Annotated in this window: 22 protein-coding genes; 11 read left to right on the top strand and 11 right to left on the bottom strand. The window is 68.3% G+C overall.

The genetic code is table 11. The features are described 5' to 3' along the window. Nucleotides 1-62: 62 nt before the first annotated feature. The 3 genes from rsgA to AC1DGI_RS05185 are packed head-to-tail and all read right to left on the bottom strand — an operon-like array spanning nt 63 to nt 3,106. The gene (rsgA, locus tag AC1DGI_RS05195; protein ID WP_476898006.1) at nt 63-1,178 is read right to left on the bottom strand and encodes a ribosome small subunit-dependent GTPase A; all 1,116 of its coding nucleotides are present in this window, start codon (nt 1,176-1,178) and stop codon (nt 63-65) included. Beyond that, the gene (aroA, locus tag AC1DGI_RS05190; RefSeq protein ID WP_476898005.1) at nt 1,162-2,550 is read right to left on the bottom strand and encodes a 3-phosphoshikimate 1-carboxyvinyltransferase; all 1,389 of its coding nucleotides are present in this window, start codon (nt 2,548-2,550) and stop codon (nt 1,162-1,164) included. Before aroA ends, rsgA begins: the two co-directional genes overlap by 17 nt. Nucleotides 2,551-2,557: 7 nt before the next feature. Further along, entirely contained in the window at nt 2,558-3,106 is a 549-nt protein-coding gene (locus AC1DGI_RS05185) for a DoxX family protein (RefSeq protein ID WP_441403398.1), read from the bottom strand. 273 nt (nt 3,107-3,379) lie between these two features. On the opposite strand from AC1DGI_RS05185, the gene AC1DGI_RS05180 reads away from it, so the two are divergent. Both AC1DGI_RS05180 and rsrA read left to right on the top strand, forming a co-directional pair. Continuing rightward, a complete protein-coding gene (locus tag AC1DGI_RS05180; RefSeq protein WP_476898004.1) occupies nt 3,380-4,213 on the top strand; it encodes a sigma-70 family RNA polymerase sigma factor in 834 nt (277 codons plus the stop codon). Further along, the gene (gene rsrA, locus AC1DGI_RS05175; protein WP_476898003.1) at nt 4,210-4,482 is read left to right on the top strand and encodes a mycothiol system anti-sigma-R factor; all 273 of its coding nucleotides are present in this window, start codon (nt 4,210-4,212) and stop codon (nt 4,480-4,482) included. Before AC1DGI_RS05180 ends, rsrA begins: the two co-directional genes overlap by 4 nt. A gap of 92 nt (nt 4,483-4,574) precedes the next feature. On the opposite strand, the gene AC1DGI_RS05170 is transcribed toward rsrA, so the two are convergent. The 5 genes from AC1DGI_RS05170 to AC1DGI_RS05150 all read right to left on the bottom strand — a co-directional run bounded on the left by AC1DGI_RS05170 (nt 4,575) and on the right by AC1DGI_RS05150 (nt 10,831). Beyond that, nucleotides 4,575-4,649 carry a 50S ribosomal protein bL37 gene (locus tag AC1DGI_RS05170; RefSeq protein WP_369299106.1) on the bottom strand — a complete coding sequence of 25 codons (75 nt, stop codon included), beginning with the start codon at nt 4,647-4,649 and terminating at the stop codon, nt 4,575-4,577. A 94-nt stretch (nt 4,650-4,743) separates the two neighbouring features. Next, entirely contained in the window at nt 4,744-5,355 is a 612-nt protein-coding gene (locus tag AC1DGI_RS05165; RefSeq protein WP_476898002.1) for a PadR family transcriptional regulator, read from the bottom strand. Next, entirely contained in the window at nt 5,355-6,182 is an 828-nt protein-coding gene (locus tag AC1DGI_RS05160; protein ID WP_476898001.1) for a DUF4097 family beta strand repeat-containing protein, read from the bottom strand. Before AC1DGI_RS05160 ends, AC1DGI_RS05165 begins: the two co-directional genes overlap by 1 nt. 127 nt (nt 6,183-6,309) lie before the next feature. Then, nucleotides 6,310-6,909, bottom strand: coding sequence for a GDSL-type esterase/lipase family protein (locus AC1DGI_RS05155; protein ID WP_441402671.1), 600 nt, complete (start codon nt 6,907-6,909; stop codon nt 6,310-6,312). 118 nt (nt 6,910-7,027) lie between these two features. Next, complete coding sequence (locus AC1DGI_RS05150) at nt 7,028-10,831, bottom strand: multifunctional oxoglutarate decarboxylase/oxoglutarate dehydrogenase thiamine pyrophosphate-binding subunit/dihydrolipoyllysine-residue succinyltransferase subunit (protein ID WP_476898000.1); 3,804 nt, start codon at nt 10,829-10,831, stop codon at nt 7,028-7,030. Nucleotides 10,832-11,091: 260 nt separating this feature from the next. Here AC1DGI_RS05150 and AC1DGI_RS05145 point away from each other — a divergent pair, with 260 nt between their 5' ends. The 7 genes from AC1DGI_RS05145 (at nt 11,092) to AC1DGI_RS05115 (ending at nt 18,974) form a co-directional block, all read left to right on the top strand. Further along, the gene (locus AC1DGI_RS05145) at nt 11,092-12,579 is read left to right on the top strand and encodes a GuaB1 family IMP dehydrogenase-related protein (protein WP_476897999.1); all 1,488 of its coding nucleotides are present in this window, start codon (nt 11,092-11,094) and stop codon (nt 12,577-12,579) included. A 267-nt stretch (nt 12,580-12,846) separates the two neighbouring features. Beyond that, the gene (locus AC1DGI_RS05140; protein WP_476897998.1) at nt 12,847-14,214 is read left to right on the top strand and encodes a hemolysin family protein; all 1,368 of its coding nucleotides are present in this window, start codon (nt 12,847-12,849) and stop codon (nt 14,212-14,214) included. After that, complete coding sequence (locus AC1DGI_RS05135; RefSeq protein ID WP_441401789.1) at nt 14,211-15,272, top strand: hemolysin family protein; 1,062 nt, start codon at nt 14,211-14,213, stop codon at nt 15,270-15,272. The genes AC1DGI_RS05140 and AC1DGI_RS05135 overlap by 4 nt, the downstream gene beginning before the upstream one ends. 103 nt (nt 15,273-15,375) lie before the next feature. Next, the gene (locus AC1DGI_RS05130) at nt 15,376-16,341 is read left to right on the top strand and encodes a metal ABC transporter solute-binding protein, Zn/Mn family (RefSeq protein ID WP_476897997.1); all 966 of its coding nucleotides are present in this window, start codon (nt 15,376-15,378) and stop codon (nt 16,339-16,341) included. Nucleotides 16,342-16,414: 73 nt separating this feature from the next. Beyond that, a complete protein-coding gene (locus tag AC1DGI_RS05125) occupies nt 16,415-17,230 on the top strand; it encodes a metal ABC transporter ATP-binding protein (protein ID WP_476897996.1) in 816 nt (271 codons plus the stop codon). Then, entirely contained in the window at nt 17,231-18,115 is an 885-nt protein-coding gene (locus AC1DGI_RS05120; protein ID WP_476897995.1) for a metal ABC transporter permease, read from the top strand. Nucleotides 18,116-18,194: 79 nt separating this feature from the next. Beyond that, nucleotides 18,195-18,974, top strand: coding sequence for a hypothetical protein (locus AC1DGI_RS05115; protein ID WP_476897994.1), 780 nt, complete (start codon nt 18,195-18,197; stop codon nt 18,972-18,974). Between the two features lie 13 nt (nt 18,975-18,987). On the opposite strand, the gene AC1DGI_RS05110 is transcribed toward AC1DGI_RS05115, so the two are convergent. Continuing rightward, on the bottom strand, nt 18,988-19,464 hold the full coding sequence (locus AC1DGI_RS05110) for a Fur family transcriptional regulator (protein WP_441403602.1): 477 nt from the start codon (nt 19,462-19,464) through the stop codon (nt 18,988-18,990). A 106-nt stretch (nt 19,465-19,570) separates the two neighbouring features. Between AC1DGI_RS05110 and AC1DGI_RS05105 the strand changes: the two genes are divergently transcribed. Next, on the top strand, nt 19,571-20,227 hold the full coding sequence (locus AC1DGI_RS05105; RefSeq protein WP_476897993.1) for an MBL fold metallo-hydrolase: 657 nt from the start codon (nt 19,571-19,573) through the stop codon (nt 20,225-20,227). Here AC1DGI_RS05105 and AC1DGI_RS05100 read toward each other — a convergent pair whose 3' ends face one another. Next, entirely contained in the window at nt 20,228-21,322 is a 1,095-nt protein-coding gene (locus AC1DGI_RS05100; protein WP_476897992.1) for a PLP-dependent cysteine synthase family protein, read from the bottom strand. It lies immediately after the preceding gene. A gap of 48 nt (nt 21,323-21,370) precedes the next feature. Here AC1DGI_RS05100 and AC1DGI_RS05095 point away from each other — a divergent pair, with 48 nt between their 5' ends. After that, nucleotides 21,371-22,252, top strand: a complete 882-nt coding sequence (locus tag AC1DGI_RS05095) for a sulfurtransferase (protein WP_476897991.1) — start codon at nt 21,371-21,373, stop codon at nt 22,250-22,252. On the opposite strand, the gene AC1DGI_RS05090 is transcribed toward AC1DGI_RS05095, so the two are convergent. After that, a complete protein-coding gene (locus AC1DGI_RS05090; RefSeq protein ID WP_476897990.1) occupies nt 22,249-23,730 on the bottom strand; it encodes an HNH endonuclease in 1,482 nt (493 codons plus the stop codon). The genes AC1DGI_RS05095 and AC1DGI_RS05090 overlap by 4 nt on opposite strands. Nucleotides 23,731-23,753: the final 23 nt, after the last annotated feature.

Below are 23,753 nucleotides of genomic sequence, written 5' to 3'. Positions count from 1 at the left end.
ACCGGCCGCGGACGGGGAGGCCACGTCGCCGCCCGCCGCGGAGAAGCTGTGGCGATGTGTTGTTAGGAGACGCTTCCGAGTTCCTTGGATTCCTGGGCTTCCATCCGCGGATCGGTGCCGAGCAGCCGGCGCAGCGACGCGAGCCGGGCCGGACCGGACGGCCCGGCGTGGCCGGACAGCACCCACGCGTCCACCCCACAGTTGACCGCCGCCGCGTCGTGCTTGCAGCCCCGCTCGCAGTCCTCGGTGCCGGGCGCCAGATCCGGGAAGGAGCGCAGAATCCGGTCCGGGTCCACGTGGGCCAGCCCGAAGGAACGGATGCCCGGGGTATCGATGATCCAGCTGCCTGCGGGTGCGTCGTTGACCTTCAGCGCCAGCGCGGAGGAGGACGTGTGGCGGCCACGGCCGGTGACCGCGTTGACGCCGCCGGTGGCCCGTTCGGCCCCGGTCAGCGCGTTCACCATGGTGGACTTGCCGACGCCGGAGTGGCCCAGCATGACAGTGACCTTGCCGTCCAGGCAGGCCCGCAGCTGCGAGACCGCGGCCTTGTCCAGCCGGGCAGACAGGCCGTCGTCGGAGCGGGCGTCGATGCCGGACGCGGCCGAATCCGCAGTCCTGGATATGATCACCGGAAAGTCGAGGTGCTCGTAGTTGGCGAGGAGTTCGGCGGGGTCTTTGACGTCCGCCTTGGTGACAAGCAGCAGCGGCTCGATCCCGGCGTCGTAGGCGGCCACCAGGGCGCGGTCGATGAAGCCGGTGCGCGGTTCCGGGTTCGCCGCGGCCACGACGACGACGAGCTGGTCGGCGTTCGCGACGACGGCACGTTCGATCGGGTCCGTGTCGTCGGCGCTGCGGCGCAGCAGGGTCCTGCGGTCCTGGATCTTGACCAGCCGCGCCAGCGAGTCGGTCTCGCCGCTCACGTCGCCGACGAGCGAGACGAAATCCCCGGCGACCACCGGATTGCGGCGCAATTCCCGGGCGCGGGCGGCGATGACCGTGCGTTCATCTTCGGTGCCTTCGCCCACGACGGCGGTGTAGCGGCCGCGGTCCACGGTGATGATCCGCCCGGTGACGGCGTCGTCATGGCTGGGCCGATCCTTGGTGCGGGGCCGGGAGCCCTTCTTGTTGGGCCTGATGCGGACGTCGGACTCGTCCCAGGAGTCAGTGCTGCGGGCCAACTGCGGCGTCCTTCTGTGCGGTGGTTCCCTGGCCGAGCATGGCTGCCCACAGTTGTGGGAAGTCGGGCATGGTTTTGGCGGTCGTGGCGATGTCCTCGACCTCCACGCCGGGCACGGCGAGCCCGAGGATGGCGCCGGCCGTGGCCATGCGGTGGTCCGCGTAGCTGTGCACGACGCCGCCGTGCAGGGCGGCGGGCCGGATGCGGAGTCCGTCGGCGGTTTCTTCGACATCCCCGCCCAGGCGGTTGATCTCGGCCGCGAGGGCCGCGAGCCGGTCAGTTTCGTGGCCGCGCAGGTGGGCGATGCCGGTGAGCGTCGAGGGAGTCGTGGCGAGGGCACACAGGGCGGCGACGGTGGGCGCGAGTTCGCTGGTCTCGGCGAAGGTGGCGCCCTTGATCTCCGGGCCGCCGGTGACGGTCAGGGTCCCGTCCGCGAAGCTGACGCTGGCGCCCATGGTCGCGAGGATACTGCGCCAGAGGTCGCCGACCTGGGTGGTCTGCGCCGGCCAGTTGGGAATGCGGACGGTTCCGCCGGTGGCGAGGGCCGCGGCCAGGAAGGGGCCGGCGTTGGACAGATCCTGCTCGATCCGCCGGTCGAAGCCGGGGATCGGGGCCGGGGAAACAATCCAGTGGTTGGCGACGGAGTCGTCGATGCTGACGCCCACCTCGCGCAGCACGGCCACGGTCATGGCAATGTGGTCCAGGCTCGGTACAGGCTTTCCGACATGTTCGAGATGGAGCCCCTCGGTGAAGCGGGCACCGGCCAGCAACAGGGCCGAGACAAACTGGGATGAGGCGCTGGCATCGATTACGAGGTGACCGCCGCGGACCGCGCCCGTGCCCTCGACCGTGAACGGCAGGGACGACGCCGGGCCACCGTCGGGCGCGCCGACCGCCACGCCGAGGCCGGCCAGGGCCTCAATGATGGCGCCCATCGGGCGTTTGCGGGCGTGCGGGTCGCCGTCGAACAGGGTCCTGCCGCGGTGCAGCGCTGCCACCGGCGGCACGAAGCGCATGACCGTGCCGGCCAGCCCGCAATCGACGGCCGTGTCAGTGGTGGGGGCGTCCAGGTCAACGGGGGTGATTTCCAGGTCCGGGCCGTAGGCGCCGTCGCCGGGCACCTCGGTAATGGTCGCCCCCAGCTGCCGCAGGGCCCCGATCATCAAGGCCGAGTCCCGGGAGTGCAGTGGTGCCCGCAACCGCGACGGGCCGTCCGCGAGGGCTGCCAGGATCAGGTACCGGTTGGTCAGCGACTTGGAGCCCGGGACGGTGACGGTGGCGTCGACAGGACGATCCGCGAACGGCGCACGCCAGAGCGGGCCGCCGTCGGCCGGGAGGGACGAGGCCGTGGCGGCGGGGGTGGTGCCAGTCATTGCCGTCTTAGGCTCCGACTGCGTGGTCGACGGCCTTGCGGACGGCCTTGTCGGCTTTCTTCAGTTTCTTGCCGGTGGTCTTCCGGGCGTCGGAGGCCAGGTGCGCGGTGGTCTTCCGGGCATCGGCAGCGAGGTGCTCGGCACGCCAGGCCAGCCCCGGCTTGCCGGCAGTGTCGACCGAAGCCAGCAGCACGCCTCCGGTCAGGGAAACGTTCTTCAGGAGCCGCTTGCGCCGGGCGTCGCGGCCCTCCTTGGAGGAGATATCCGCGCTGCGCCATTCGACGAAGCCGTTGAGTGCGGAGATCAGTGCCAGGACTGTGGCGGCGAGGCGGGCGGACTTGCCGAGGGCGAAGCAGACGCCTGCGCCAACCTGCGTCCCGCCGATCACACGGGCCAGGACCTTCTCGTCGGTCTGGAACGGCAGGGCATCAGCGGCACGGCGCAGCAGGGGAGACAACTGGGTGGCAGTGTCATCCGCATTCCGGAGCTTGTCCAAGCCTGCGAGCACGAAACTGGAGGCGAGCATGGGGCGGGCGAGAAAGCGGACAACTGACATGAGTTTCCTCCTGGATGAGTGAACCGCGGACGCTGTGCGGGAGAACCGGTTCTAGTCTTGCACTTTTGCGGAATATTTGCCCATTGTGCGGGGTTGTTCAGGTAGTGCCGAAACGTGGCGCAGAGCCCGCATAGTTGGAGCATGAAGGAAGGCGGAGATTTGGTTCTGCTGAGTGAAATCGGGCAGCTGAAAGCTGTTCCCGCCGACCCGTGGGCTTTGGCCCTGACGGGAGCTTTGAGCGCGCGTCCGCGGGTGACAGTAGACTTGACCGCAATGAGCACCAAGGATCCGGCCACTGCGGCCATGCACCATGTCGCCGGCAACGACGACGGCCAGCGCGCCACGACAGCTGCTGAAATGCGGGCTGCTGCGTCCACCACCGTGGACGATACAGCCGTGGACGATACAGCCGTCGGCGATATCGTCGCGGAACGAACGGCCGCTGAGACCGTGGCGGCCGACGGCACCGGAAAGCCGTTGGACACCGACGCCGAGACCACGGACGAGCGCCGCATCCGCTTTGAGCGGGATGCGATGCAGTACGTTGACCAGCTGTACTCCGCGGCCATGCGGATGTCCCGGAACCCCGCGGACGCCGAGGACCTGGTGCAGGAGGCGTACACCAAGGCGTTCTCCGCGTTCCACCAGTACAAGCCGGGAACGAACCTCAAGGCCTGGCTGTACCGGATCCTCACCAACACGTACATCAACCTCTACCGCAAGCGCCAGCGTGAACCGCTGCAGTCCAACTCGGACACCATCGAGGACTGGCAGCTGGCCCGGGCAGGGTCGCACACCTCCGCGGGGCTGCGCTCGGCTGAGGCCGAAGCGCTGGACCACCTGCCGGATTCGGACGTCAAGCGGGCGCTGCAGTCGATCCCGGAGGAGTTTCGGTTGGCGGTCTACTTCGCCGACGTCGAGGGCTTCGCCTACAAGGAAATTTCAGACATTATGAACACCCCGATCGGCACCGTCATGTCCCGGCTGCACCGCGGCCGGAGAATGCTGCGGGACATGCTGGCCGACTATGCCGCAGAGCGGGGATTCAAGGCCGCGGGCGACCCCGCCGCGGCGGCCGAACGCAAGAATCAGGAGAACAGGAAATGAGCGACTGCCAGGGACTGGGCGACTGCGACGACACCCGGATGCAGCGCATCTACGAGTACCTCGACGGCGCCCTCACGCACGACGACATCGCCGAGATCCAGGATCACCTGGACGAATGCCCGGAGTGCCACGAGCAGTACGACCTCGAATGCGTCATCCGCGTCATGGTCAAGCGCTCCTGCACCGAGGCTGCGCCGGAGAACCTTAAGAATTCGATCCTGGACCGGATCCACTCGATCCGCCCGGTTGAGGCCGACGCCGGGGCCTGAGCGCCTTCGCCCGGCCACGAAACGGCGAAAGACCCCGGAATCCGTGAGGATTCCGGGGTCTTTCGCTTAAAGCTGTCAATCCAAGCCGTGGCTTAGGTGTTGGGGCGCTTACCGTGGTTCGCGCCGCCACGCTTACGGTCACGACGTTTACGTGCACGTTTGCTCATAGCTGGCCTCCTTAATCTTGGTACTCAAAAGAGCTGCCCTCAAGTCTCCCACATCAGCGGACCCGCCGCGAACCGGGGCAGCCGGCGGACCGTCTCATCCGAGCAATGAGTTCCGGATGGAGATCCGGGCCTGGTCCAGCACCGTCTTGACGGTCTCAAGCGTGACCGGGGTGACGGGGCCGGCGCCCGCATGCCGGCGGAGCTCGACGCGGATGTCGTCCCGAAAGGACTGCACCAGCATCTCCGCCTCCCGCAGCCTGCGGTCGCTGTCCTTGGAGTAATGGGATCCAGCCGGGGTGGCGGCGTTCTTGGCGGTGGTCCGGGCGGCCTCGGCCGTCGCGGCCAGGTCCGCGCGCAACCCTTGCATGTTCACCCGGATGTCCTGCCGCAGCTTGTCGGCGAGCCGGCGGACCGAGGCGGAAATGTCGTCCTCGACGCCAGCCAGTTCCTCCCGCCGACCGTTGAGCTCCACCAGGCCCGCAGCTGTAATGCTGTAGTTGGTCCGCCGGCCCTCCGTGCGGGTTGCCACGAGGCCCTCTTCCTCCAGCTTGGCCAGCCGCGGGTAGATGGTGCCGGCGCTGGGGGAGTAGGTGCCGCCGAAGCGCTCGCTAAGGGCCTTGATCAGCTCGTACCCGTGTTTGGGGCCGGTCTCCAGCAGGGCCAGCAGGTACAGCCGCAAGGCGCCGTGGGCAAAGACCGGCGACATCACTGCCCCGCTTCGGTGTCTGCGGCCGGCCCGCCGTGGAAGATCGAGGTTTTTCCGGAGACCGAGTTGGTGCGCACCAGCATCAGCTTGGCGTCGGGTCCGGCGATGGTCTGTACAGTCCCGCCGGGCTGGGCGTACTTCTGGTCGTCGATCACCACCGCGCCGCTGGCCGACTTCGCGATGATGTCCACGCCGACGTCGTGCGGCACCCGGATGGTGACGTCGCCGGAGACCGAGTTGGCGCCGAAATCCCGGGTGAAGCCGTACAGGTCAAAACTCAAGTCGCCGCTGACGGTGTTGGCCCGGACGTTGCTGAAGTCGCCGGACGCCGTGACCTCCCCGGAGACACTTTTGGCCGTCAGCACGCCGTGGTGGTTGCGGGCGATTACCTCGCCGCTGACGGTACTCACCGCGAGTTCGCCGGCGGTGCCGTCCGCCAGCACCGAACCGGAGACGGTGTTCAACCGGGTGTGGCCGGTGACGCCGGAGACCATGCCGTCACCGCTGACGCTGCCGGTCTCGACGTCGACGCCGGCCGGCAGCCCGATGCTGATGACCACGGAGTTGGCCGAGTTGTTGCTGACCGTGCCCATGAGGTTCTTGAACCAGCCCTGCGGGCCGTGCAACTGGTGCCGCACCTCAAGCCGGCCGTCGGTGAAGCTGACCGCCAGCGGGTCTCCTTCGATCTCGGAGACCTCGATACGGGCCACGTCCTCGTCATGGGTGACAATGTCGAAGCGGCCGCGGACAATGCCGAGCTTCAGCGAGCGGACGCCGTCGACGTCGATGGTCTGGGGACCGGTGACGGTCCACGCGTTCTGTTCCATGGTTCCTCCGGATGCGGACGATGCGATCCCGCCGGCGGCCTGCCTGCGATATATCGCGACTATGGAAACACGATATATCGCGCCCATGAAACAGTCAAGATATATCGCGAACCTGTCCCGGCGGTGCTTATGCCGGGGCGTCCATCCCGAGCCACTGGAACCAGCCGCGGTGCAGCACCAGCCATGCCATCAGGCCGTAGCCGGCTTGGCCGGGCGTGCCGCCGTTGGCCGCGAGGTCCTGGCGCCACTGTTCGTGGTTCAGCAGCGGCGAGAAGGTGTCCACGTACAGGTGCTTGCGGCGCGTGGTGACATCGGCGAAGGCCGTGTTGAGCTCGCCCAGCCGCCGGTTCTGGATTGGATCCAGCGTCGGCGGGGGCCCGACCACGAAGACCTCGATCCTGTTCTGGGATGCCGAGTCCAGGATGTTGGCCAGATTGAGCCGGCTGCGCGCCGTGGAGAGCCCGAATTCGATGTCGCGTCCGGACAGGCCGATCACCAGTCGGTTCTCGTGCTGCGGCGCGAAACGCCGCCCCGCTTCCCCGAGCCAGCGTTCGGCGAGGCCCTCGGTGCCTTCCTGCGGGCAAGGCAGCGAGTAGCTTTCCAGGGTCAGGCCGTCCTGCGGCGTGCGGGCCAGCACCCGCCCCAGCCAGCCCAGCGCCCGGGGGTCGCCCAGGCCGGCCAACAGCTCATCTCCAACGGCTGCGATCCGCAGCTTCCGATCTTCCACGAGTACCTCTTCATTCCCAATGCCGGTTCTGTGCCGTGCTCCCGGACTCGGCCGCTGACTTAAACAAAGCTGCCCGGCCGGAGTCGTGATGTTCGACGTCCGGCCGGGCAGCCTGGCGCTACTTACGTGCGAATGCCTGTTTGAGCAGGGTATCCTGCTCGGCGGCATGGCGCTTCATCGACCCGGCCGCGGTGGCCGCCGAAGCCGGCCGGGACACGAGGCGCACCCGGCGGTCCAGCGCATCCGGCAGGTTCAGGCCGATGAACGGCCACGGACCCTGGTTGGCCGGCTCGTCCTGCGCCCAGACCACTTCGGCGTTGGGGTACTTGGCCAGCTCGGCGGCGATCTCGGCGGCGGGCAGCGGGTAGAGCTGCTCGACCCGGACGAGCGCCGTCGTCGTGTCGCCGGTCTTCTGCCGGGTGGACAGCAGATCGTAGTACAGCCGCCCGGAGACCAGCAGCACGCGTTCGACGGCGCCGGCATCGAGCTGCTCGTGCTCGGGGATCACCGGCCGGAAGGTGCCCGTGGTGAAGTCCTCCACCGAGGATGCCGCGGCCTTCAGACGCAGGAGCTGCTTCGGCGTGAAGATGATCAGCGGCTTGCGCGGCCTGCTGTACGCCTGGCGGCGGAGCAGGTGGAAGTGCGAGGCCGGCGTCGTGGGGTTGGCCACGATCATGTTCTCYTCGGCGCACATCTGCAGGAAGCGCTCGATCCGTGCGGAGGAGTGGTCCGGGCCCTGGCCCTCGTAGCCGTGCGGCAGCATCAGTACCAGCGAGGAGCGCTGGCCCCATTTCTGCTCGGCGGAGGAGATGAACTCGTCGATGATGGTCTGCGCGCCGTTGACGAAGTCACCGAACTGCGCCTCCCACAGCACCAGGGCGTCCGGGCGTTCGACCGAATAGCCGTACTCGAAGCCCATGGCCGCGTATTCGGACAGGAGCGAGTCGTAGATCCACAGCTTGGCCTGGTCATCCGAGAGGTTGGCCAGCGGCGTCCACTCGTCACCGTTGGCGCGGTCATGGAAGACGGCGTGGCGCTGCACGAACGTGCCGCGGCGCGAGTCCTGGCCGGCGAGCCGGACCGGGACGCCCTCCATGGTGAGCGAACCGAAGGCCGCAAGCTCGCCGAAGCCCCAGTCGATGCCGCCTTCGCGGGACATCAGCTCACGCTTCTCGAGCAGCTGCTTGAGCTTGGCGTGCACCGTGAAGCCCTCGGGGAACTCAAGGTGTGCCTTGCCGATCCTGGCCAGCACCTCGGCGGAGACCGCGGTGGATTCCGGGACGCGTACGCCCGAGTCGGACTGCTGGGCAGAGGGGCGCTCAAGATCGGAGACCGCGGCGGAATCGGCGGTGATGATCGGGATCGGCGACGTCTGCGCGGCGTGGGTTTCGGCGAAGACGCGCTCGAGGCGTTCCTGGTAATCGCGGAGCAGCTGCTCGGCTTCTTCCTCGGTGATGTCCCCGCGGCCGATCAGCGACTCCGTGTAGAGCTTGCGGACCGAACGCTTGGCTTCGATCAGGTTGTACATCAGCGGCTGGGTCATCGACGGGTCATCGCCCTCGTTGTGGCCGCGGCGGCGGTAGCAGACCATGTCGATGACGACGTCCTTGTGGAAGCGCTGCCGGAACTCGTAGGCGAGCTGGCCGATGCGGACCACGGCCTCCGGGTCATCGCCGTTCACATGGAACACCGGCGCCTGGATCATCTTGGCGACGTCCGTGGAGTAGGTGGAGGAACGCGAGGAGGACGGTGCGGTGGTGAACCCGACCTGGTTGTTGACGACAACGTGGATGGTGCCGCCGGTGCGGTAACCGCGCAGCTGCGAGAGGTTCAGGGTTTCCGCGACGACGCCCTGGCCGGCGAAGGCAGCATCGCCGTGCACCATGATCGGCAGCACGGGGAAGGCCTCACCCTGGTCCAGGCGGTCCTGCTTGGCCCGGACGATGCCTTCGAGGACGGAGTCGACGGCTTCCAGGTGCGAGGGGTTGGCGGCGAGGTAGACCTTGGTCTCCTTGCCGCTGTCCGAGGTGAAGGTGCCCTCGGTGCCGAGGTGGTACTTCACGTCGCCCGAGCCCTGGACGGAGCGCGGGTCCTGGGTGCCCTCGAATTCGCGGAAGACCTGCGCATAGGTCTTGCCGGCGATGTTGGTGAGGACGTTGAGCCGGCCGCGGTGGGCCATGCCGATGGCGACTTCGTCGAGCCCGTCGTCGGCGGCGTCGGAGATGATGGCGTCCAGCAGCGGGATCAGCGATTCGCCGCCCTCCAGCGAGAAGCGCTTCTGACCGACGAACTTCGTCTGCAGGAAGGTCTCGAAAGCCTCCGCCGCGTTGAGCTTGGAGACGATCCGGAGCTGTTCGTCACGGCTCGGCTTGGAGTAGGGGTGCTCAAGCTGGTCTTGGAACCACTTGCGCTCGGCCGGGTCCTGGATGTGCATGTATTCGATGCCGGTGGTGCGGCAGTACGCATCGCGCAGGACGCCCAGGATGTCGCGGAACTTCAGCATGGGCGCACCGCCGAAACCGCCGGTGGGCCACTCGCGGTCCAGATCCCAGAGCGTGAGGCCGTAAGTGAGGACGTCGAGGTCCGGGTGCTTGCGCTGGACGTATTCGAGCGGATCCGTATCCGCCATCAGGTGGCCGCGGACTCGGAAGGAGTGGATGAGCTGCTGGATCCGGGCGACCTTGTTGATCTCGTCCGCCGGGTCCACCTGCAGGTCGAGGCTCCAGCGTACGGGCTCGTACGGGATGCGCAGCGACTCGAAGATCTCGTCGTAGAAGTTCTGCGCGCCGAGCAGGAGCTGGTGCACCAGCTTGAGGAACTCGCCGCTGCCGGCACCCTGGATGACGCGGTGGTCATAGGTGGAGGTCAGCGTGAGCACCTTGCTGATGGCGTTCTGCGCGATGATCTTCTCGCTGGCGCCCTGGAACTCGGCCGGGTAGTCGAGTGCGCCGACGCCGATGATGGCCGCCTGGCCCTTGGAGAGGCGGGGGACCGAGTGCACGGTGCCGATGCCGCCGGGGTTAGTCAGCGAGACCGTGGTGCCGGCGTGGTCGTCGGCGGTGAGCTTGCCGGCACGGGCACGCTTGATCAGGTCCTCGTAGGTGTGCCAGAACTCGGAGAAGTTGAGGGTCTCCGCCTTCTTGATGTTCGGGACCATGAGCAGGCGGCTGCCGTCGGGCTTGGGCATGTCGATGGCGATGCCGAAGTTCACGTGCGCCGGCTGGACGGCGACAGGCTTGCCGTCGACGACGTCGTAGTAGACGTTCATCGAGGGGAACTGGGCCAGCGCCCGGATGACGGCGTAGCCGATCAGGTGCGTGAAGGAGACCTTGCCGCCGCGGGCGCGGGCCAGGTTGGAGTTGATGACCACACGGTTGTCGATCAGCAGCTTGGCGGGGATGGCCCGGACGCTGGTCGCGGTGGGCACCTCGAGGCTGGTCACCATGTTGGCGGCAATGGCCTTCGCCGGGCCGCGCAGGACGGAGACAACGTCCTGCTCCGGGGCGGTGGGAGCCTTGGTGTTCTTGGGCAGCTGGGCCGGGATGGGCTGGGTGCCGGCGCCGGGTTCGGCGTTCTTCGAGCCGTCGCGGGCCACGGTTGCCGGGGCCTTCTGGGGAGCGGCGGCGGGGGAGGGTGCGGCTGCGGCGGGGGCTGCCGGCGCGGGCGCCGGGGCGGCAGGCGCGGCAGGCGCTGCGGCGGCGGGGGCCACCACCGGGAGCTCACGGGTGGAGGGGTTCGCGACGGCAGTAGCCGAGGCGCCGTTGGTCGAAGAACCGTCACTGGCATCGAAGGATTCGAAGAGCGGCCACCACTTGGCGTCTACCGTGTTCTTGTCCTGCTGGTACCGCTCGTACAGTTCGTCAACGAGCCACTCGTTTCCGCCAAATTCCTCGGGTAGACGGTGGCTAGGCTGCTCTGGCACTTGAAATACGCCTCTTCCATGAGTTTGATTCCCGCTGGTTTCCACGGTGCCGCAGCACGTCAATCGAACCAGTTCTCCGCGTCCAGTGAACCCAGACCTTTGCCAGTCTAGTGAGGATTCCGGCCAAACTGCCAATAAGGGTGACTCAAATCATCGAGCTGCCGTGAAGGCGTACCGTCCGGGCCGCCGGGGCCGCTGCGGGGCCGCCGCCGGGCTCGCCTAGAATCACTCCTGAGAACCCCCTTTATCGAGGAGTTGCCGTGCGTTTCCTGAGTGAGCCGACCACTGATCTGACCTATTCCGACATCTTCCTGGTGCCGTCCCGCTCCGACGTCATTTCGCGGCACGACGTCGATCTGGCGGCGGACGACGGGACCGGTTCCACTGTCCCGTTGGTCGTGGCGAACATGACGGCGGTGACCGGCAAGCGGATGGCGGAGACGATGGCGCGCCGCGGCGGCCTGGCCGTGTTGCCGCAGGACGTGCCGCTGGACGTGCTTCGGAGTGTTACCGCCTGGATCAAAGCCCGCCATGCCGTGTTTGAAACACCGGTCAGCCTGCTCGCCTCGAATACCGTCATCGACGCCCTGCACTTGATGGGGAAGCGGCCGCACGGCGCCGTGGTGGTGGTCGACGACGCCGGGGCCGTTGCCGGCGTCGTCCGCGCCGCCGACTTCGAAGGTCAGGACCGCTTCGCCTCGCTTGCCTCCGTGATGCGCCAGCAGCCGCTCATCCTGGACGCCGCGGAGTTCGACGCCGCCCCGGACACCGGTCTGGAGGCCGGCGCTGCGGCCGGCGCGGTCGCGCCGCTGCGCCGGGCCTTTGATGCCATGGACGCGGCCGGCACCGACTTCGCCCCCGTCCAGCGGGACGGCGTGCTGGCTGGCCTCCTGACCCGCAAGGGCGCCCTGCGCTCCACCCTGTACCGGCCCGCCCTCGATGCCGGCGGGAAACTGAAGGTGGCGGCCGCCGTCGGCATCAATGGCGACGTGGCCGGCCGGGCGGCCGAGCTGCTCGCGGCCGGCGTCAACGTGCTGGTCCTGGACACGGCCCACGGCCACCAGCAAAAAATGTTCGATGCCCTGGCCGCCGTCCGGAGCCTGGACCCGGGAGTGCCGGTCGTGGCCGGCAACGTGGTTACCGCCGACGCGACCCGCGAGCTGATCCACGCCGGGGCGGACATCGTCAAGGTCGGCGTCGGGCCCGGCGCCATGTGCACCACCCGGATGATGACTGCGGTGGGACGGCCCCAGTTCTCCGCCGTGCTGGAATGCGCTGCCGCCGCGCGCGCTTCCGGCGGCCGGGTCTGGGCCGACGGCGGGGTCCGCTATCCCCGCGACGTCGCTCTGGCGCTCGCCGCCGGCGCGAGCCAGGTCATGATCGGCTCCTGGTTCGCCGGCACGCACGAGAGCCCGGGTGACCTGCAGGTCGACGCCACCGGCCGCCAGTTCAAGGAGAGCTTCGGGATGGCTTCCGCCCGGGCCGTGCAGAACCGCAACCAGCGCGAGGGCGCCTTCGAAAAGGACCGGAAGGCGCTTTACGAGGAGGGGATTTCCACCTCGCGGATGTATCTGGACCCCGCCCGCCCGGGCGTGGAGGACCTGCTGGACATGATCACCGCCGGGCTGCGCAGTTCCATGAGCTACGCCGGCGCAGCCGATCTGGCGGTGTTCCGGGAGCGGGCCGTCGCCGGCATCCAGTCGGCGGCCGGGTACGAGGAGGGCCGCCCGGTCCCGCAAAGCTGGTGACCGGCCCTCCTGTAGACTGACATTCTTATGGACAGTAAATCTAGGTGCCGGCCTGGGGGCTGTCAGCGAGGAACGCAAACCGTTCCCGCCCAGTCCACCCGCAGCGCCGGCAAACCCCGTTCACGCGCCCATTACTCCCCGGCTGCACGGCAGCGTTCTTTCCACGAACACGGAGCCTTCCCGAAAACAGGGTCCGCCGCGGCAGACCACCCTCCGCCGGAACGCTCTCACCGGCAGGAACCTCCGCGTTCCGAAGCGGGCCGCTAAATGGAGTGGCTACTGCTCGGAGCTGGAATGCTCCTCATCTTCGGTACCGGCTTCTTCGTTGCCGTCGAATTCTCCCTGGTTGCGCTCGACCAGGCCACGGTGCAGCGCGCCGTGGACAACGGCGATACCGCCGCCGGCCCGTTGCTCAAGTGCCTCAAATCCCTCTCCACCCAGCTCTCCAGCTGCCAGCTCGGTATCACCCTGACCACGCTGCTTACCGGCTACGTGATTGAACCGTCAGTGGGCAGCCTCCTCCGGGGCCCGCTGACCGTCGTCGGCCTGCCCGAAGCCGCCGCGGCGTCGGTCTCGCTGGTACTGGCCATGGCGCTGGCCACGCTGCTGTCCATGCTGATCGGTGAACTGGTCCCGAAGAACATGGCCATCGCGCTGTCTTTTCCGATCGGCAAGGCCCTGGCCCGGCCCCAGCTGGTCTTCACCGCGATCTTCAAGCCGGCCATCATCGTGCTCAACGGCTTCTCCAACAAGGTCCTGAACGTCTTTGGCCTCGAGGCCAAAGAGGAGATTTCCGGTGCCCGCACCCCGGCCGAGCTGGCCTCGCTGGTGCGCCGCTCGGCAGCGATGGGGACGCTGGACGAACGGACCGCCAACTTCATCTCCCGCACCCTGAAATTCTCCGGCCGGACGGCGGCGGACGTGATGACGCCGCGGATCCGGGTGGAGACCATCGACAGCCACCAACCGGTTTCGGACATCGTGGAGGCCGCCAAACGCACCGGCTACTCTCGCTTCCCCGTGATCGGTGAGTCTTCGGACGACATCCGCGGCGTAGTGCACATCAAGAAGGCCATCGCGGTGCCGGCCGACCGGCGGCCCAAGCTGGAGGCCGGCGCGATCATGACCGAGGTCCTCCGCGTACCCGAAACCATTCATCTGGACGGCCTGCTCGCCGAGCTGCGGGAAGGAAACCTGCAGCTCGCCGTCGTGCTGGACGAGTACGGCGGCACCGCCGGCATCGCCACCCTCGAGGACCTGGTCGAGGAAATCGTCGGGGAAGTGGCCGACGAACACGACAAGGTCCGCCCCGGGCTGCTGCAGAGCGCCTCGGGGGACTGGTACTTTCCGGGCCTCCTGCGGCCGGACGAACTCTCCGAACAAATCCCGGGCCTGTCCGTGCCTGACGAAGCGACGTATGAGACGGTCGGCGGCTACGTCATGAGCCAGCTCGGTCGCATCGCGGCCGTGGGCGACACCGTCGACGTCGCGGGCGGAAGGCTTAGTGTGACCCGCATGGACGGCCGCCGGATCGACCGCATCTGCTTTACGCCTGCCCCGCCGGAGCACGAACAGCACCAGCAGCCGGGCGGCAACGGCGGCCGCATCGACGCCGGAAAGTCCGGTGCCGCATGAACGACTGGCTAGGAATCTTCTGGCTCGCCGTGCTGCTGGTGGGCAACGCGTTCTTCGTGGCGGCCGAATTCGCCGTCATGTCCGCACGCCGCAGCCAGATCGAGCCGCTTGCCGAGTCCGGGTCCAAACGGGCCCAGACCACGCTGCGGGCGATGGAAAACGTCTCCCTCATGCTGGCCTGCGCCCAGCTCGGCATCACGGTCTGCTCCCTGTTGATCCTGCAGGTGGCCGAGCCGGCCATCCACCACCTGCTGGCGGTCCCGCTGGGGGCGCTCGGCGTGCCGCTGGAAATCGCCGACGTCGTGGCGTTTGCCATCGCGCTGCTGGCCGTCACCTTCCTGCACGTGACCTTCGGCGAGATGGTGCCGAAGAACATTTCGGTGTCGGTCGCGGACAAGGCCGCGCTGCTGCTCGCCCCGCCGCTGATCTACATCGCCCGTGCCGTCAAGCCGGCGATCGTGGCGTTGAACTGGTCCGCGAACCATATCCTGCGACTGATGCGGATCGAGCCGAAGGACGAGGTCACCTCGTCCTTCACGCTCGAGGAGGTCCAGTCGATTGTGCAGGAATCCACCCGGCACGGCCTGGTGGACGACGACGCCGGCTTGATCACGGGTGCGCTGGAATTCTCCGAATACACTGCGTCCCAGGTCATGGTTCCGCTGGAGAAGCTGGTGATGCTCAAGGCCCCCACCACCCCGGTGGAGTTCGAGAAGGCCGTGAGCCGGACCGGCTTCTCCCGCTTCCCGATGCTTGACGAGGAAGGCATGCTGTCCGGCTACCTCCACATCAAGGACGTGCTGTCGATCCCGGAGGCCGGCTATTCCCACCCTATTGCCGAGAGCCGGATCCGCTCGCTGGCCAACCTGGCAATGGAGGATGAGATCGAAGAGGCGATGTCCGTCATGCAGCGCACCGGCTCGCACCTGGCCCGGGTGATCGGCCCTGACGGGCACACCCAGGGCGTGCTCTTCCTGGAGGACGTGATAGAGCAACTGGTCGGGGAAATCCGGGACGCGACGCAGGCCACCGGCTACCGCAGGTTCGGGCAGGAGTAAGGCAAGACGGCGGTGCTCGGGGCCCTAAATAGGAATGATTCCCATTTAGGGTTAGACTCGTCATATTGCTAACGCTTCTCAATAACAGATCCGAGGTCTTTCCGTGCGCCGTTCCGCCGCCGCAGTTCTCCTCGCCGGCCTCAGCAGCCTCCTGCTGACGGCCTGCGGTCCGACGTCGACGGCGGGCGGCGAGCGGTCGGGCGCCAACGGCGGGGTGGTTGAGGTTGTCGCCTCCACCAGCGTCTATGGCGACATCGTCAGTGTCATCGGCGGCGACAAGGTGCACGTCAGCTCGATCATTACCCGCCTCAGCCAGGATCCGCACTCCTACGAGGCCACCACCCAGGACAAGCTGGCTGTCTCCAAGGCCGCGCTGGTGCTGGAAAACGGCGGCGGCTATGACGACTTCCTGCACAAGCTCGCCGAGGACACCGGCCTGGACCAGAAGAACCTGCTCAACGCCGTCGACGTCTCGGGGCTGGCCACCGCGCCTGCGACGCCGGCAACGTCCGGCACGGAGGGGCACAGCCACGCCGCCGCGGGCTTCAACGAACACGTTTGGTACAGCCCGGCCGCGATGAGCCGGCTGGCCGACGCGCTGGCGGAGAAGCTGGGCACCCTGGAGCCGGCATCGGCCGGGGAGTTCCGGACCAATGCGGCGGCCCTGAAAAAGGAGTTTGCCGGCCTGGACGCCCGGCTCTCGTCGCTGAAGGCAACGGCGGCCCACAGCGGCGTGGCCGTCACGGAGCCGGTTCCGCTTTACCTGCTGGAAGAGGCGGGCCTGGAGAACCGGACGCCGCCGGAGTACACCGCAGCCATCGAATCCGGCACTGACGTGCCGCCCGCCGTGCTGCGGTCCGCCATCGACGTCGTGAAATCCGGCGGGATCCGTCTGCTGGCCTACAACCCGCAGACGGAAGGACCGCAGACGCTCGCACTCAAGAACGCAGCAGCCGCCGCCGGCGTCCCCGTGGTGGACTTCAGCGAGACGCTGCCGGAGGGCAAGAGTTACCTGCAGTGGATGTCCGGCAACGTGGACAACCTGGCCAAGGCCCTCGGCCAGCGCTAGCCGGGCCTAGTCGGGCCTAAGACAAATCGGAACCGCGCGGCCGTCCGGCCCGCAGAAATTGAGGAAGACCCAGTTGACACCCGTAGTAAGCCTGCGCGGGGCCGCCCTGAAGTTCGGCAAACGGACGCTCTGGGAGAACCTGGACCTGGACATCAACCCGGGCGAATTCTTCGCCGTGCTCGGCCCCAACGGCAGCGGCAAGACCACGTTTCTCAAAGTTCTGCTCGGCCTGCAGGAGCTGACCTCCGGCACCGCCTCCCTGGACGGCGAGCCCATCGCCCGAGGCAACCGGCGGATCGGCTACATTCCGCAACAGGAATCTTTTGATCCGGACACGCCGCTGCGCGCCCGGGACCTCGTGGGCCTCGGCGTCGACGGCCACCGCTGGGGGATCCGGATCGGGGGCGCCAAGGTGAACCGCAAGATCGACCGGCTCCTGGACCAAGTAGGCGCCCTGGATTACGCCAAGGTGCCGGTGGGCCAGCTCTCCGGCGGGGAACAGCAACGGCTGCGGGTGGCCCAGGCCCTCGCGACCGAGCCAAAAGTCCTGCTCTGCGATGAACCGCTGCTGTCCCTGGACCTGCAGCACCAGCAGGCCGTCAGTTCCCTGATTAACGCACAGTGCCACCAACAAAAGAGTGCCGTGGTGTTCGTGACGCACGAGATCAACCCGATCATGGAATACGTGGACCGGGTCCTCTACCTGGCCGGCGGCCGCTTCCGGGTCGGGCCGCCCGCCGAAGTCATGACCACAGAGGTCCTCTCCAAGCTCTACGGCAGCCCCGTTGAAGTGATCCACGCCAACGGCCGGATGATCGTGGCGGGCATTCCCGACGCCGTCACACATCACCACGAGGACGCGCACGCCGTCGCCGGGGAAGTGGGCTGAATGGACCTGGACAACCTCCTGCATTCAATCTTCAATTTCGAGAACTACGGCGAACTGCTGGCCCTGGTACAGAACTCCATCTGGGCCGGCGCGGTGCTGGGCCTGCTGGGCGGCTTGGTGGGCACCTTTGTGATGAAGCGCGACCTGGCCTTCGCCGTGCACGGTATTTCCGAGCTTTCCTTTGCCGGCGCGGCCTTTGCCCTGCTGGTCGGCGCCGACGTGGTCCTCGGTTCACTGGCCGGCTCGGTGGTGGCGGCGCTCCTGCTGGGACTGATGGGGGTCCGGGCCCGGGACAAGAACTCGACCATCGGCGTGATCATGCCCTTCGGCCTTGGCCTGGGCATCCTTTTCCTCTCGCTCTACGAGGGCCGCGCGGCGAACAAGTTCGGCTTGCTCACCGGGCAGATCGTGTCCGTCGGCACCGTGCAGCTGCAGGTGCTCGCCGTCGCTTCTGTGATCGTCATGCTGGCTCTCGTGGCCATCTGGCGGCCGCTGACCTTTGCGAGCGTGGACCCCGCCGTCGCAGCCGCCCGCGGAGTTCCGGTGCGCGGCCTTGCCCWGGGCTTCATGGTGCTGCTGGGCGTGAGCGTGGCGCTGTCCATCCAGATTGTCGGCGCCCTGCTGGTGCTGGCGTTGCTGATTACCCCGGCGGCTGCGGCTTTGCGGGTGACGTCGTCGCCGCGGCTGGTTGTGGCCCTTAGCGTGCTTTTCGCCGTTACGGCCACGGTGGGCGGCATCCTGCTGGCCCTCGGCGGCAGGCTCCCGATCAGCCCGTACGTCACGACGCTGTCCTTTTTGATCTACGTGGTGTGCCGGGCGATCGGCGGCCTCAAGGCCAGGCGCGGCCTGAACGGCCGGGTGCTGCCGCCGGCGCTGGCCGCCTAGACGCCCGCCTAAACGGCCGCCGGTCCCGGGGCCCGGGTTACCGCCCGGGTTGTTTGCTCGGAGCGTCATCGCCGCGGCCGTGTCAGGCTCAGTGGAGCGCATCGAGGGTCTGGTCAATCCCGTGTTCAGCAATGCCCGGCCCGAGGCCGAGCAGTTGGTGGAATCCACCCGCGGCTGGACCTCGGGCTCATGGCAGCTCGACCTCAGCACCGACTTCCCGGAGATCGCCAACGTCACCGCCTCACAGCATGGACAAGCCCCCACGGCCCGCTACCGAATCTCGTGGAGCGACGCGCGCTGGACCCTGGTGATGGGCGAGCCGAAGAACCCGCCAAGCGGCGGCGCGAAACCCGCCGGCCCGGGCGCACAGCCCACCGGCCCCGACGCCGACCCGATAATTGTGGCGGGGGCGTCCAGCCTGCCGACGACGTCGACCCCGGCGCCTGCGGTGTGTCCGGCCAGCATGGCTGGAGCGGGGGTAGCGCCTGGACCCGCGTACGGGGCCGTTGCACTGACCTGCCGCACCTTTACCTCAACGTGGGGCACTGTGCGCGGCCAAAACATGTACTGGCTGACGGCCACGCCGGTCCACCTGGGCTTCGACCCGATGCACGGCGCGTTGACCATGGTGGTCCGGATGCCATGCGGCGTGCTGAACGTGCCCGTCGCCGTGGACGATTTCGGACTGGTTCCCGACCCTGCCAGGATGACGGACTCGGCGGACGGCTGCGCCGGCCCGGACGCGGACCACCGAAACTGGACCAGCGCCTATTTCAAGGAACCCGTGGTGTACCACCTCGACTCCTCGGAGCTGGTGCTCACCAATCAGCTCGGCCAGATCCGGTTCAAGCAGGACTGAGCCGTAAGCGCCGCTAGCGTCCGGCCTGCAGCGCCGTGCACTCGGGGCACAGCCCGAAGATCTCGACGGTGTGCTCGACGGCGGTGAAGCCGTGCTCGCTGGCGATCCGCGCCGCCCAGGCCTCCACGGCGGGCGCTTCGACTTCGACGGCCTTGCCGCAGTTGCGGCAGAGCAGGTGGTGGTGATGCCCGGTGACCGCGCAGCGCCGGTAGACCACTTCGCCGTCGGCGTTCCGCAGCACGTCCACCAGGCCGTCATCGGCGAGGGATTGCAGGATCCGGTAAGAAGTGGCGAGGGAAACCGAGGTGCCACGCTCCTGCAAGATGCGGTGCAGCTCCTGGGTACTGACGAAGTCGTCGAGCTCATCCAGGGCGGCGCTCACTGCCAGCCGCTGCTTGGTGACCCGCTGTTCCTTGCCCGGCAGTTCCTTCGTGCCGGCGACGGCCTCGGCCGGCGCCTGGCTGCCGCCGGTTGTGGCGCCGTTGGACATTGGGAGAACTCGCTTCGCTGGGGGTCATGTTGCGGGTAGTGGCAGGGTCCCAGATTACCAGCCGGGCACCGTGGACGCCGCGTCGGAGGGACCATAGGCTAGCCGGATGAAGCTGACAAAATTCACCCACGCCTGCATCCGCCTCGAAAAGGACGGTCGGGTGCTGGTGCTGGACCCGGGAACCTTTTCCGAAACCGAGCAGGCCCTCGCCGGTGCGGCCGCCGTGCTGATCACGCATGAGCACGCGGACCATATCGACGTCGACGCCGTCTCCGGCGCCCTGCTGGCCGACCAGGAGTTGGAGCTCCACGCTCCCGGCGGGGTGGCGGCGCAGCTGCGCGAAAAGGGACCCGCGGCCGCGGAGCGGATCCACACGGTGGCCGCCGGTGACACTTTCGATGCGGCCGGCTTCGCCATCCGGAGCTTCGGCGGCCAGCACGCCCTCATCCATCCGCAGATCCCGGTGGTCGCCAACGTCGGCTACTTGGTCGACGCCAACGTGTACCACCCCGGGGATTCGTTCGCGATCCCGGACGGCATCGACGTGCAAACCCTGCTGGTCCCGATCCATGCCCCGTGGAACAAGGTGGGCGAAGTGGTGGACTTTGTGATTGGGGTCCGCGCGCCGCGGGCCTTCCCGATCCACGACGCCCTGCTGAACGATATGGGACGCGGCCTGGTGGAGGCACACGTGACCCGGATCGGCGCCAGGTACGGCACGGAGTACCGGCACCTTGCCAGCGGCGAGTCAGTGGAGGTCTAGCTACCCGGGCCAGACCCCGCTGGCAAAGAACTCGCGGATGGTGTCCTCGTGCGGGGCCGGATCAAGACCCTGCGACTTCAGCCACTCGGGGCTGTAATAGTTGCCGGAATAGCGGTCGCCGGCGTCGCACATCAGCGAGACGACGCTACCGCGGCGCCCCTCGGCGATCATGCCGGCGATGAGCTGCCACACGCCCCAGAGGTTGGTGCCCGTTGACGGGCCGGCGTGCAGCCCGGCATGCTCGCGCAGGTGGCGCATCGCGGCCACCGAGGCGGCGTCGGGCACCTGGATCATGTGGTCGATCACGGACGGCACGAAGCTCGGCTCCAGCCGCGGCCGGCCGATGCCTTCGATCCGTGACGGCTGGGCTGGGGCGTGCGGCGCTGTGCTGCCCTCCCGGCTCGCCAGCCAGCCGGGAAAGAACGCGGAATTCTCGGGGTCGACGACGGCGAGCCTGGTCTCGTGGCGCTGGTAGCGGAGGTAGCGGCCGATCGTGGCGCTGGTCCCGCCGGTGCCGGCCCCCACCACGATCCAGCGCGGGATCGGGTGCTCTTCGAGCGCCAGCTGGCCGAAGATGGACTCGGCGATGTTGTTGTTGCCGCGCCAGTCGGTGGCCCGCTCGGCGTAGGTGAACTGGTCCATATAGTGACCGCCGGTGCTCCGGGCCAGGTCCTCGGCAGCCGCGTAGACCTCGGAGGCGTGGTCTACCAGGTGGCAGGTGCCGCCGTACTCTTCGATCAGCGCGATCTTCTCGCGGCTGGTGGTACGGGTCATCACGGCGATGAACGGCAGTCCGAGCCGTTGGGCAAAATAGGCCTCGGAGACGGCCGTGCTGCCGCTGGACGCTTCCACGATGGTGGTGCCCTCGCGGATCCAGCCGTTGACCAGCCCGAAGAGAAACAGCGAACGGGCCAGCCGGTGCTTGAGGCTGCCCGTGCGGTGCGTCGATTCGTCCTTGAGGTACAGCTGGACGCCCCAGCGCTCCGGCAGGGGCACCGAATAGAGGTGGGTGTCGGCTGATCTGTTGTATTCGGCGTTGATCCGGCGGATGGCTTCGTCGGCCCAAACCCGGTCCTGCTGGCGCACATTTGTCACTGCACCAGCCTACCTGCGGCGGCGCAGGCCCACGATTAGAGTGGGCGGATGGACACCCTAATGACTGTTGCCGAACTCAAGGACCGGATGGACTCCGGCGCACGGACGGTGTTGTTGGACGTCCGTTGGGCGCTAGGCGACCCGTACGGCCGGGAACACTACCTGGAGGGGCACCTCCCCGGGGCGGTTTTTGTGGACCTCGCGGCCGAACTTGCCGGCCCGGCGGATCCAAGCCGCGGACGACACCCGCTGCCTCCGCTGGAAGAGTTCCAGCTGTCCGCACGCTCCTGGGGGCTCCGGAACGGCGACGTGGTGGTGGCGTACGACGACAGCGGCAACCTTGCGGCCGCCAGGCTTTGGTGGATGCTGCGGGATGCCGGGTTCCCCGCGGTCAGTCTGCTCGACGGCGGTCTAGCCGCCTGGCGCGCCGCCGGCTTCGACGTCGACAGCGGCGAATCGGCCGTGGAGCGCGGCGACGTCGTCCTGGCCGAAGGGTCCATGCCGGTGATTGGTGCCGTCGAGGCAGCCACCTGGTCCGGGCGGGGCCTGCTTCTGGACGCCCGTGCCGGCGAACGGTACCGCGGCGAGATCGAACCCGTGGACCCGCGCGCCGGACACATCCCAGGCGCCGTCAGTGCCCCGACGGCCGCGAACCTGGCGGATGACGGGCGTTTCCTCCCCGCAGCGAGCCTGCGCGAACGATTTACCGGCCTGGGCGTGCAAGCGGGGCTGCCGACAGCCGTGTATTGCGGCTCTGGGGTGACCGCGGCCCACGAGATCGCGGCTCTGGAGATCGCTGGCTTTCCTGCAGCCCTCTACCCGGGGTCGTTCTCGGAATGGTCAAACAACGCAGCCAATCCCGTCGTGACCGGCGCGGGCCCTGAGGGGGACGGGTCCGAGGGCGGACGTCCGGAGGGGAGCCCCTCCTAGGCCGCAGGCCTCGCTGTCAGTCGTGCGCCCATCGCCAGCTTTGCCCGATGTCTTAGTTTCCACTTGAGTTTCGGCCCCTCAGGCGGCGCCAGCTGATCAGCCGCTTCGCCCCGCCCGACCCATTGTGGAGACGGTCGTTCGGCACCAGTTCCGGGGAGGGGTGGTGCGGTGGAGTGGTAGGTGTGGCCGGTGGGGGTGGTGAGTTGGAGGGTGTGTCTTCGGTGTCCGCGCGTCGGTACTAGGGGCCGGGCGGTCCAGCCGGGGGTTTCTTTGGTGTGGTTGCAAGCTTCGCAGAGTCCGGCGCCGTTGCCGCCGCTGGTGGTGCCGCCGTTCTGCCAAGACACGATGTGGTCCAGGTGCCGGATCGGGGCGTCGCAGTACGGGGTCCGGCAAGTGTGGTCGCGGGCCTCGATGAACCGGCGCAGCCCGGGCGGGAAGATCCGGGCGCGGGAGTCCATCCTTACGAGCTCGCCGGTGCCGGGGGCGGTGTAGAGCCGGCGCAGCCAGGTGTGAAAGCCGCCCTCGTCGCCGGCACCTCCGTTGACCTCATCGCCGCCCGCGCCCGCGTCGCGGAGCAGCGTCCGGGCCCAGCCGGCGGGGACGATGCCGTAGCCGGGGAGCCGGGCGGGTTCGCTGTCGGCCTGGAAGAGGGTGCAGTCGGTCATGACGAGCTGGATTTCGATGCCGCTGATCCCGCCGGGTGTGCCCGTGGTGCGTTCGACCAGCGCGTCGGCCATCAGCTGGCCCCGGGTGCGCTTGTCCCCGGCGGAACGTAAAGCGTCGGCGTGCCGGGTCAGGGCAGCGTGCACGGCGACGCCGGCCGCGACCGGGAGCAGGGCGGTGAGGTAGCACATGGTGTCCGGGGCCGGGCGGAGGCTGACATGACGTTCGGCCTCGGCGTGGGCGGCACGCTGGGTGACGGAGCGCGGGTCGCGCCGGTAGGCGGCGGCCCGGGCTGCGGCGACGATGGCACGGTCGCCCGCCCCGTCGAACCCACCGGTGTCGGGGGCGAGTTCGTCGTCGACGGCGGTCCGGTCGGCGGCGGTCAGGCACGCGGTTTCGCGGACCAGGAGCGTGGCGCGCCATTCGTTCAGCTGCCCGGTTTCCAGGGCGGCCAGGGTGTGGGGCATTTCGGTGACGAGGGCTTTCGCCAGGCCCAGGAGCCGGCCACCCCGGGCCGGGGATTCGCGCCGGGCCAGGGCGAGCTGCGCCCCGACCCCAGTCCCGAGCTGCTCGGCGGGGATCCCGGCGTCGGCCTGTTCACGCCGCTGGGCCAGGTCGAAAGCGACCGCGTGGCAGGCCTGCCGGGCGGCGAGGGCGGACTTCAGGTCCTCGAGTTGGCGTGTTTCGTCGATGAGCGCGGCGGCGCCGGCCGGGGCGGGGAGGCCGGCCAGGACCCGGGCGAGCTCCGCGACCGTCACGGCGCGTGCCGGTGCCGTGTTGGCCGAATCCATGTCCTGCGGCTCAATGACCTCCATACCTCAAGTGTCCCTGCGGGCTA

The sequence above is a fragment of the Arthrobacter sp. 05N428_2 genome, assembly GCF_056397065.1.
Note: the sequence above shows the minus strand (reverse complement) of the source record. Positions and strands in the feature narration are given on the sequence as shown.

What these genes read in the sequence shown, in the direction of transcription:
- AC1DGI_RS05180 (WP_476898004.1), top strand. Translation starts at nt 3,380, where the DNA reads ATGAGCACCAAGGATCCGGCCACTGCGGCCATGCACCATGTCGCCGGC.
- rsrA (WP_476898003.1), top strand. Translation starts at nt 4,210, where the DNA reads ATGAGCGACTGCCAGGGACTGGGCGACTGCGACGACACCCGGATGCAG.
- AC1DGI_RS05140 (WP_476897998.1), top strand. Translation starts at nt 12,847, where the DNA reads ATGGAGTGGCTACTGCTCGGAGCTGGAATGCTCCTCATCTTCGGTACC.
- AC1DGI_RS05110 (WP_441403602.1), bottom strand. Translation starts at nt 19,464, where the DNA reads ATGTCCAACGGCGCCACAACCGGCGGCAGCCAGGCGCCGGCCGAGGCC.
- AC1DGI_RS05095 (WP_476897991.1), top strand. Translation starts at nt 21,371, where the DNA reads ATGGACACCCTAATGACTGTTGCCGAACTCAAGGACCGGATGGACTCC.
- AC1DGI_RS05090 (WP_476897990.1), bottom strand. Translation starts at nt 23,730, where the DNA reads ATGGAGGTCATTGAGCCGCAGGACATGGATTCGGCCAACACGGCACCG.
- AC1DGI_RS05135 (WP_441401789.1), top strand. Translation starts at nt 14,211, where the DNA reads ATGAACGACTGGCTAGGAATCTTCTGGCTCGCCGTGCTGCTGGTGGGC.
- AC1DGI_RS05185 (WP_441403398.1), bottom strand. Translation starts at nt 3,106, where the DNA reads ATGTCAGTTGTCCGCTTTCTCGCCCGCCCCATGCTCGCCTCCAGTTTC.
- AC1DGI_RS05105 (WP_476897993.1), top strand. Translation starts at nt 19,571, where the DNA reads ATGAAGCTGACAAAATTCACCCACGCCTGCATCCGCCTCGAAAAGGAC.
- AC1DGI_RS05160 (WP_476898001.1), bottom strand. Translation starts at nt 6,182, where the DNA reads ATGGAACAGAACGCGTGGACCGTCACCGGTCCCCAGACCATCGACGTC.
- aroA (WP_476898005.1), bottom strand. Translation starts at nt 2,550, where the DNA reads ATGACTGGCACCACCCCCGCCGCCACGGCCTCGTCCCTCCCGGCCGAC.
- AC1DGI_RS05165 (WP_476898002.1), bottom strand. Translation starts at nt 5,355, where the DNA reads ATGTCGCCGGTCTTTGCCCACGGCGCCTTGCGGCTGTACCTGCTGGCC.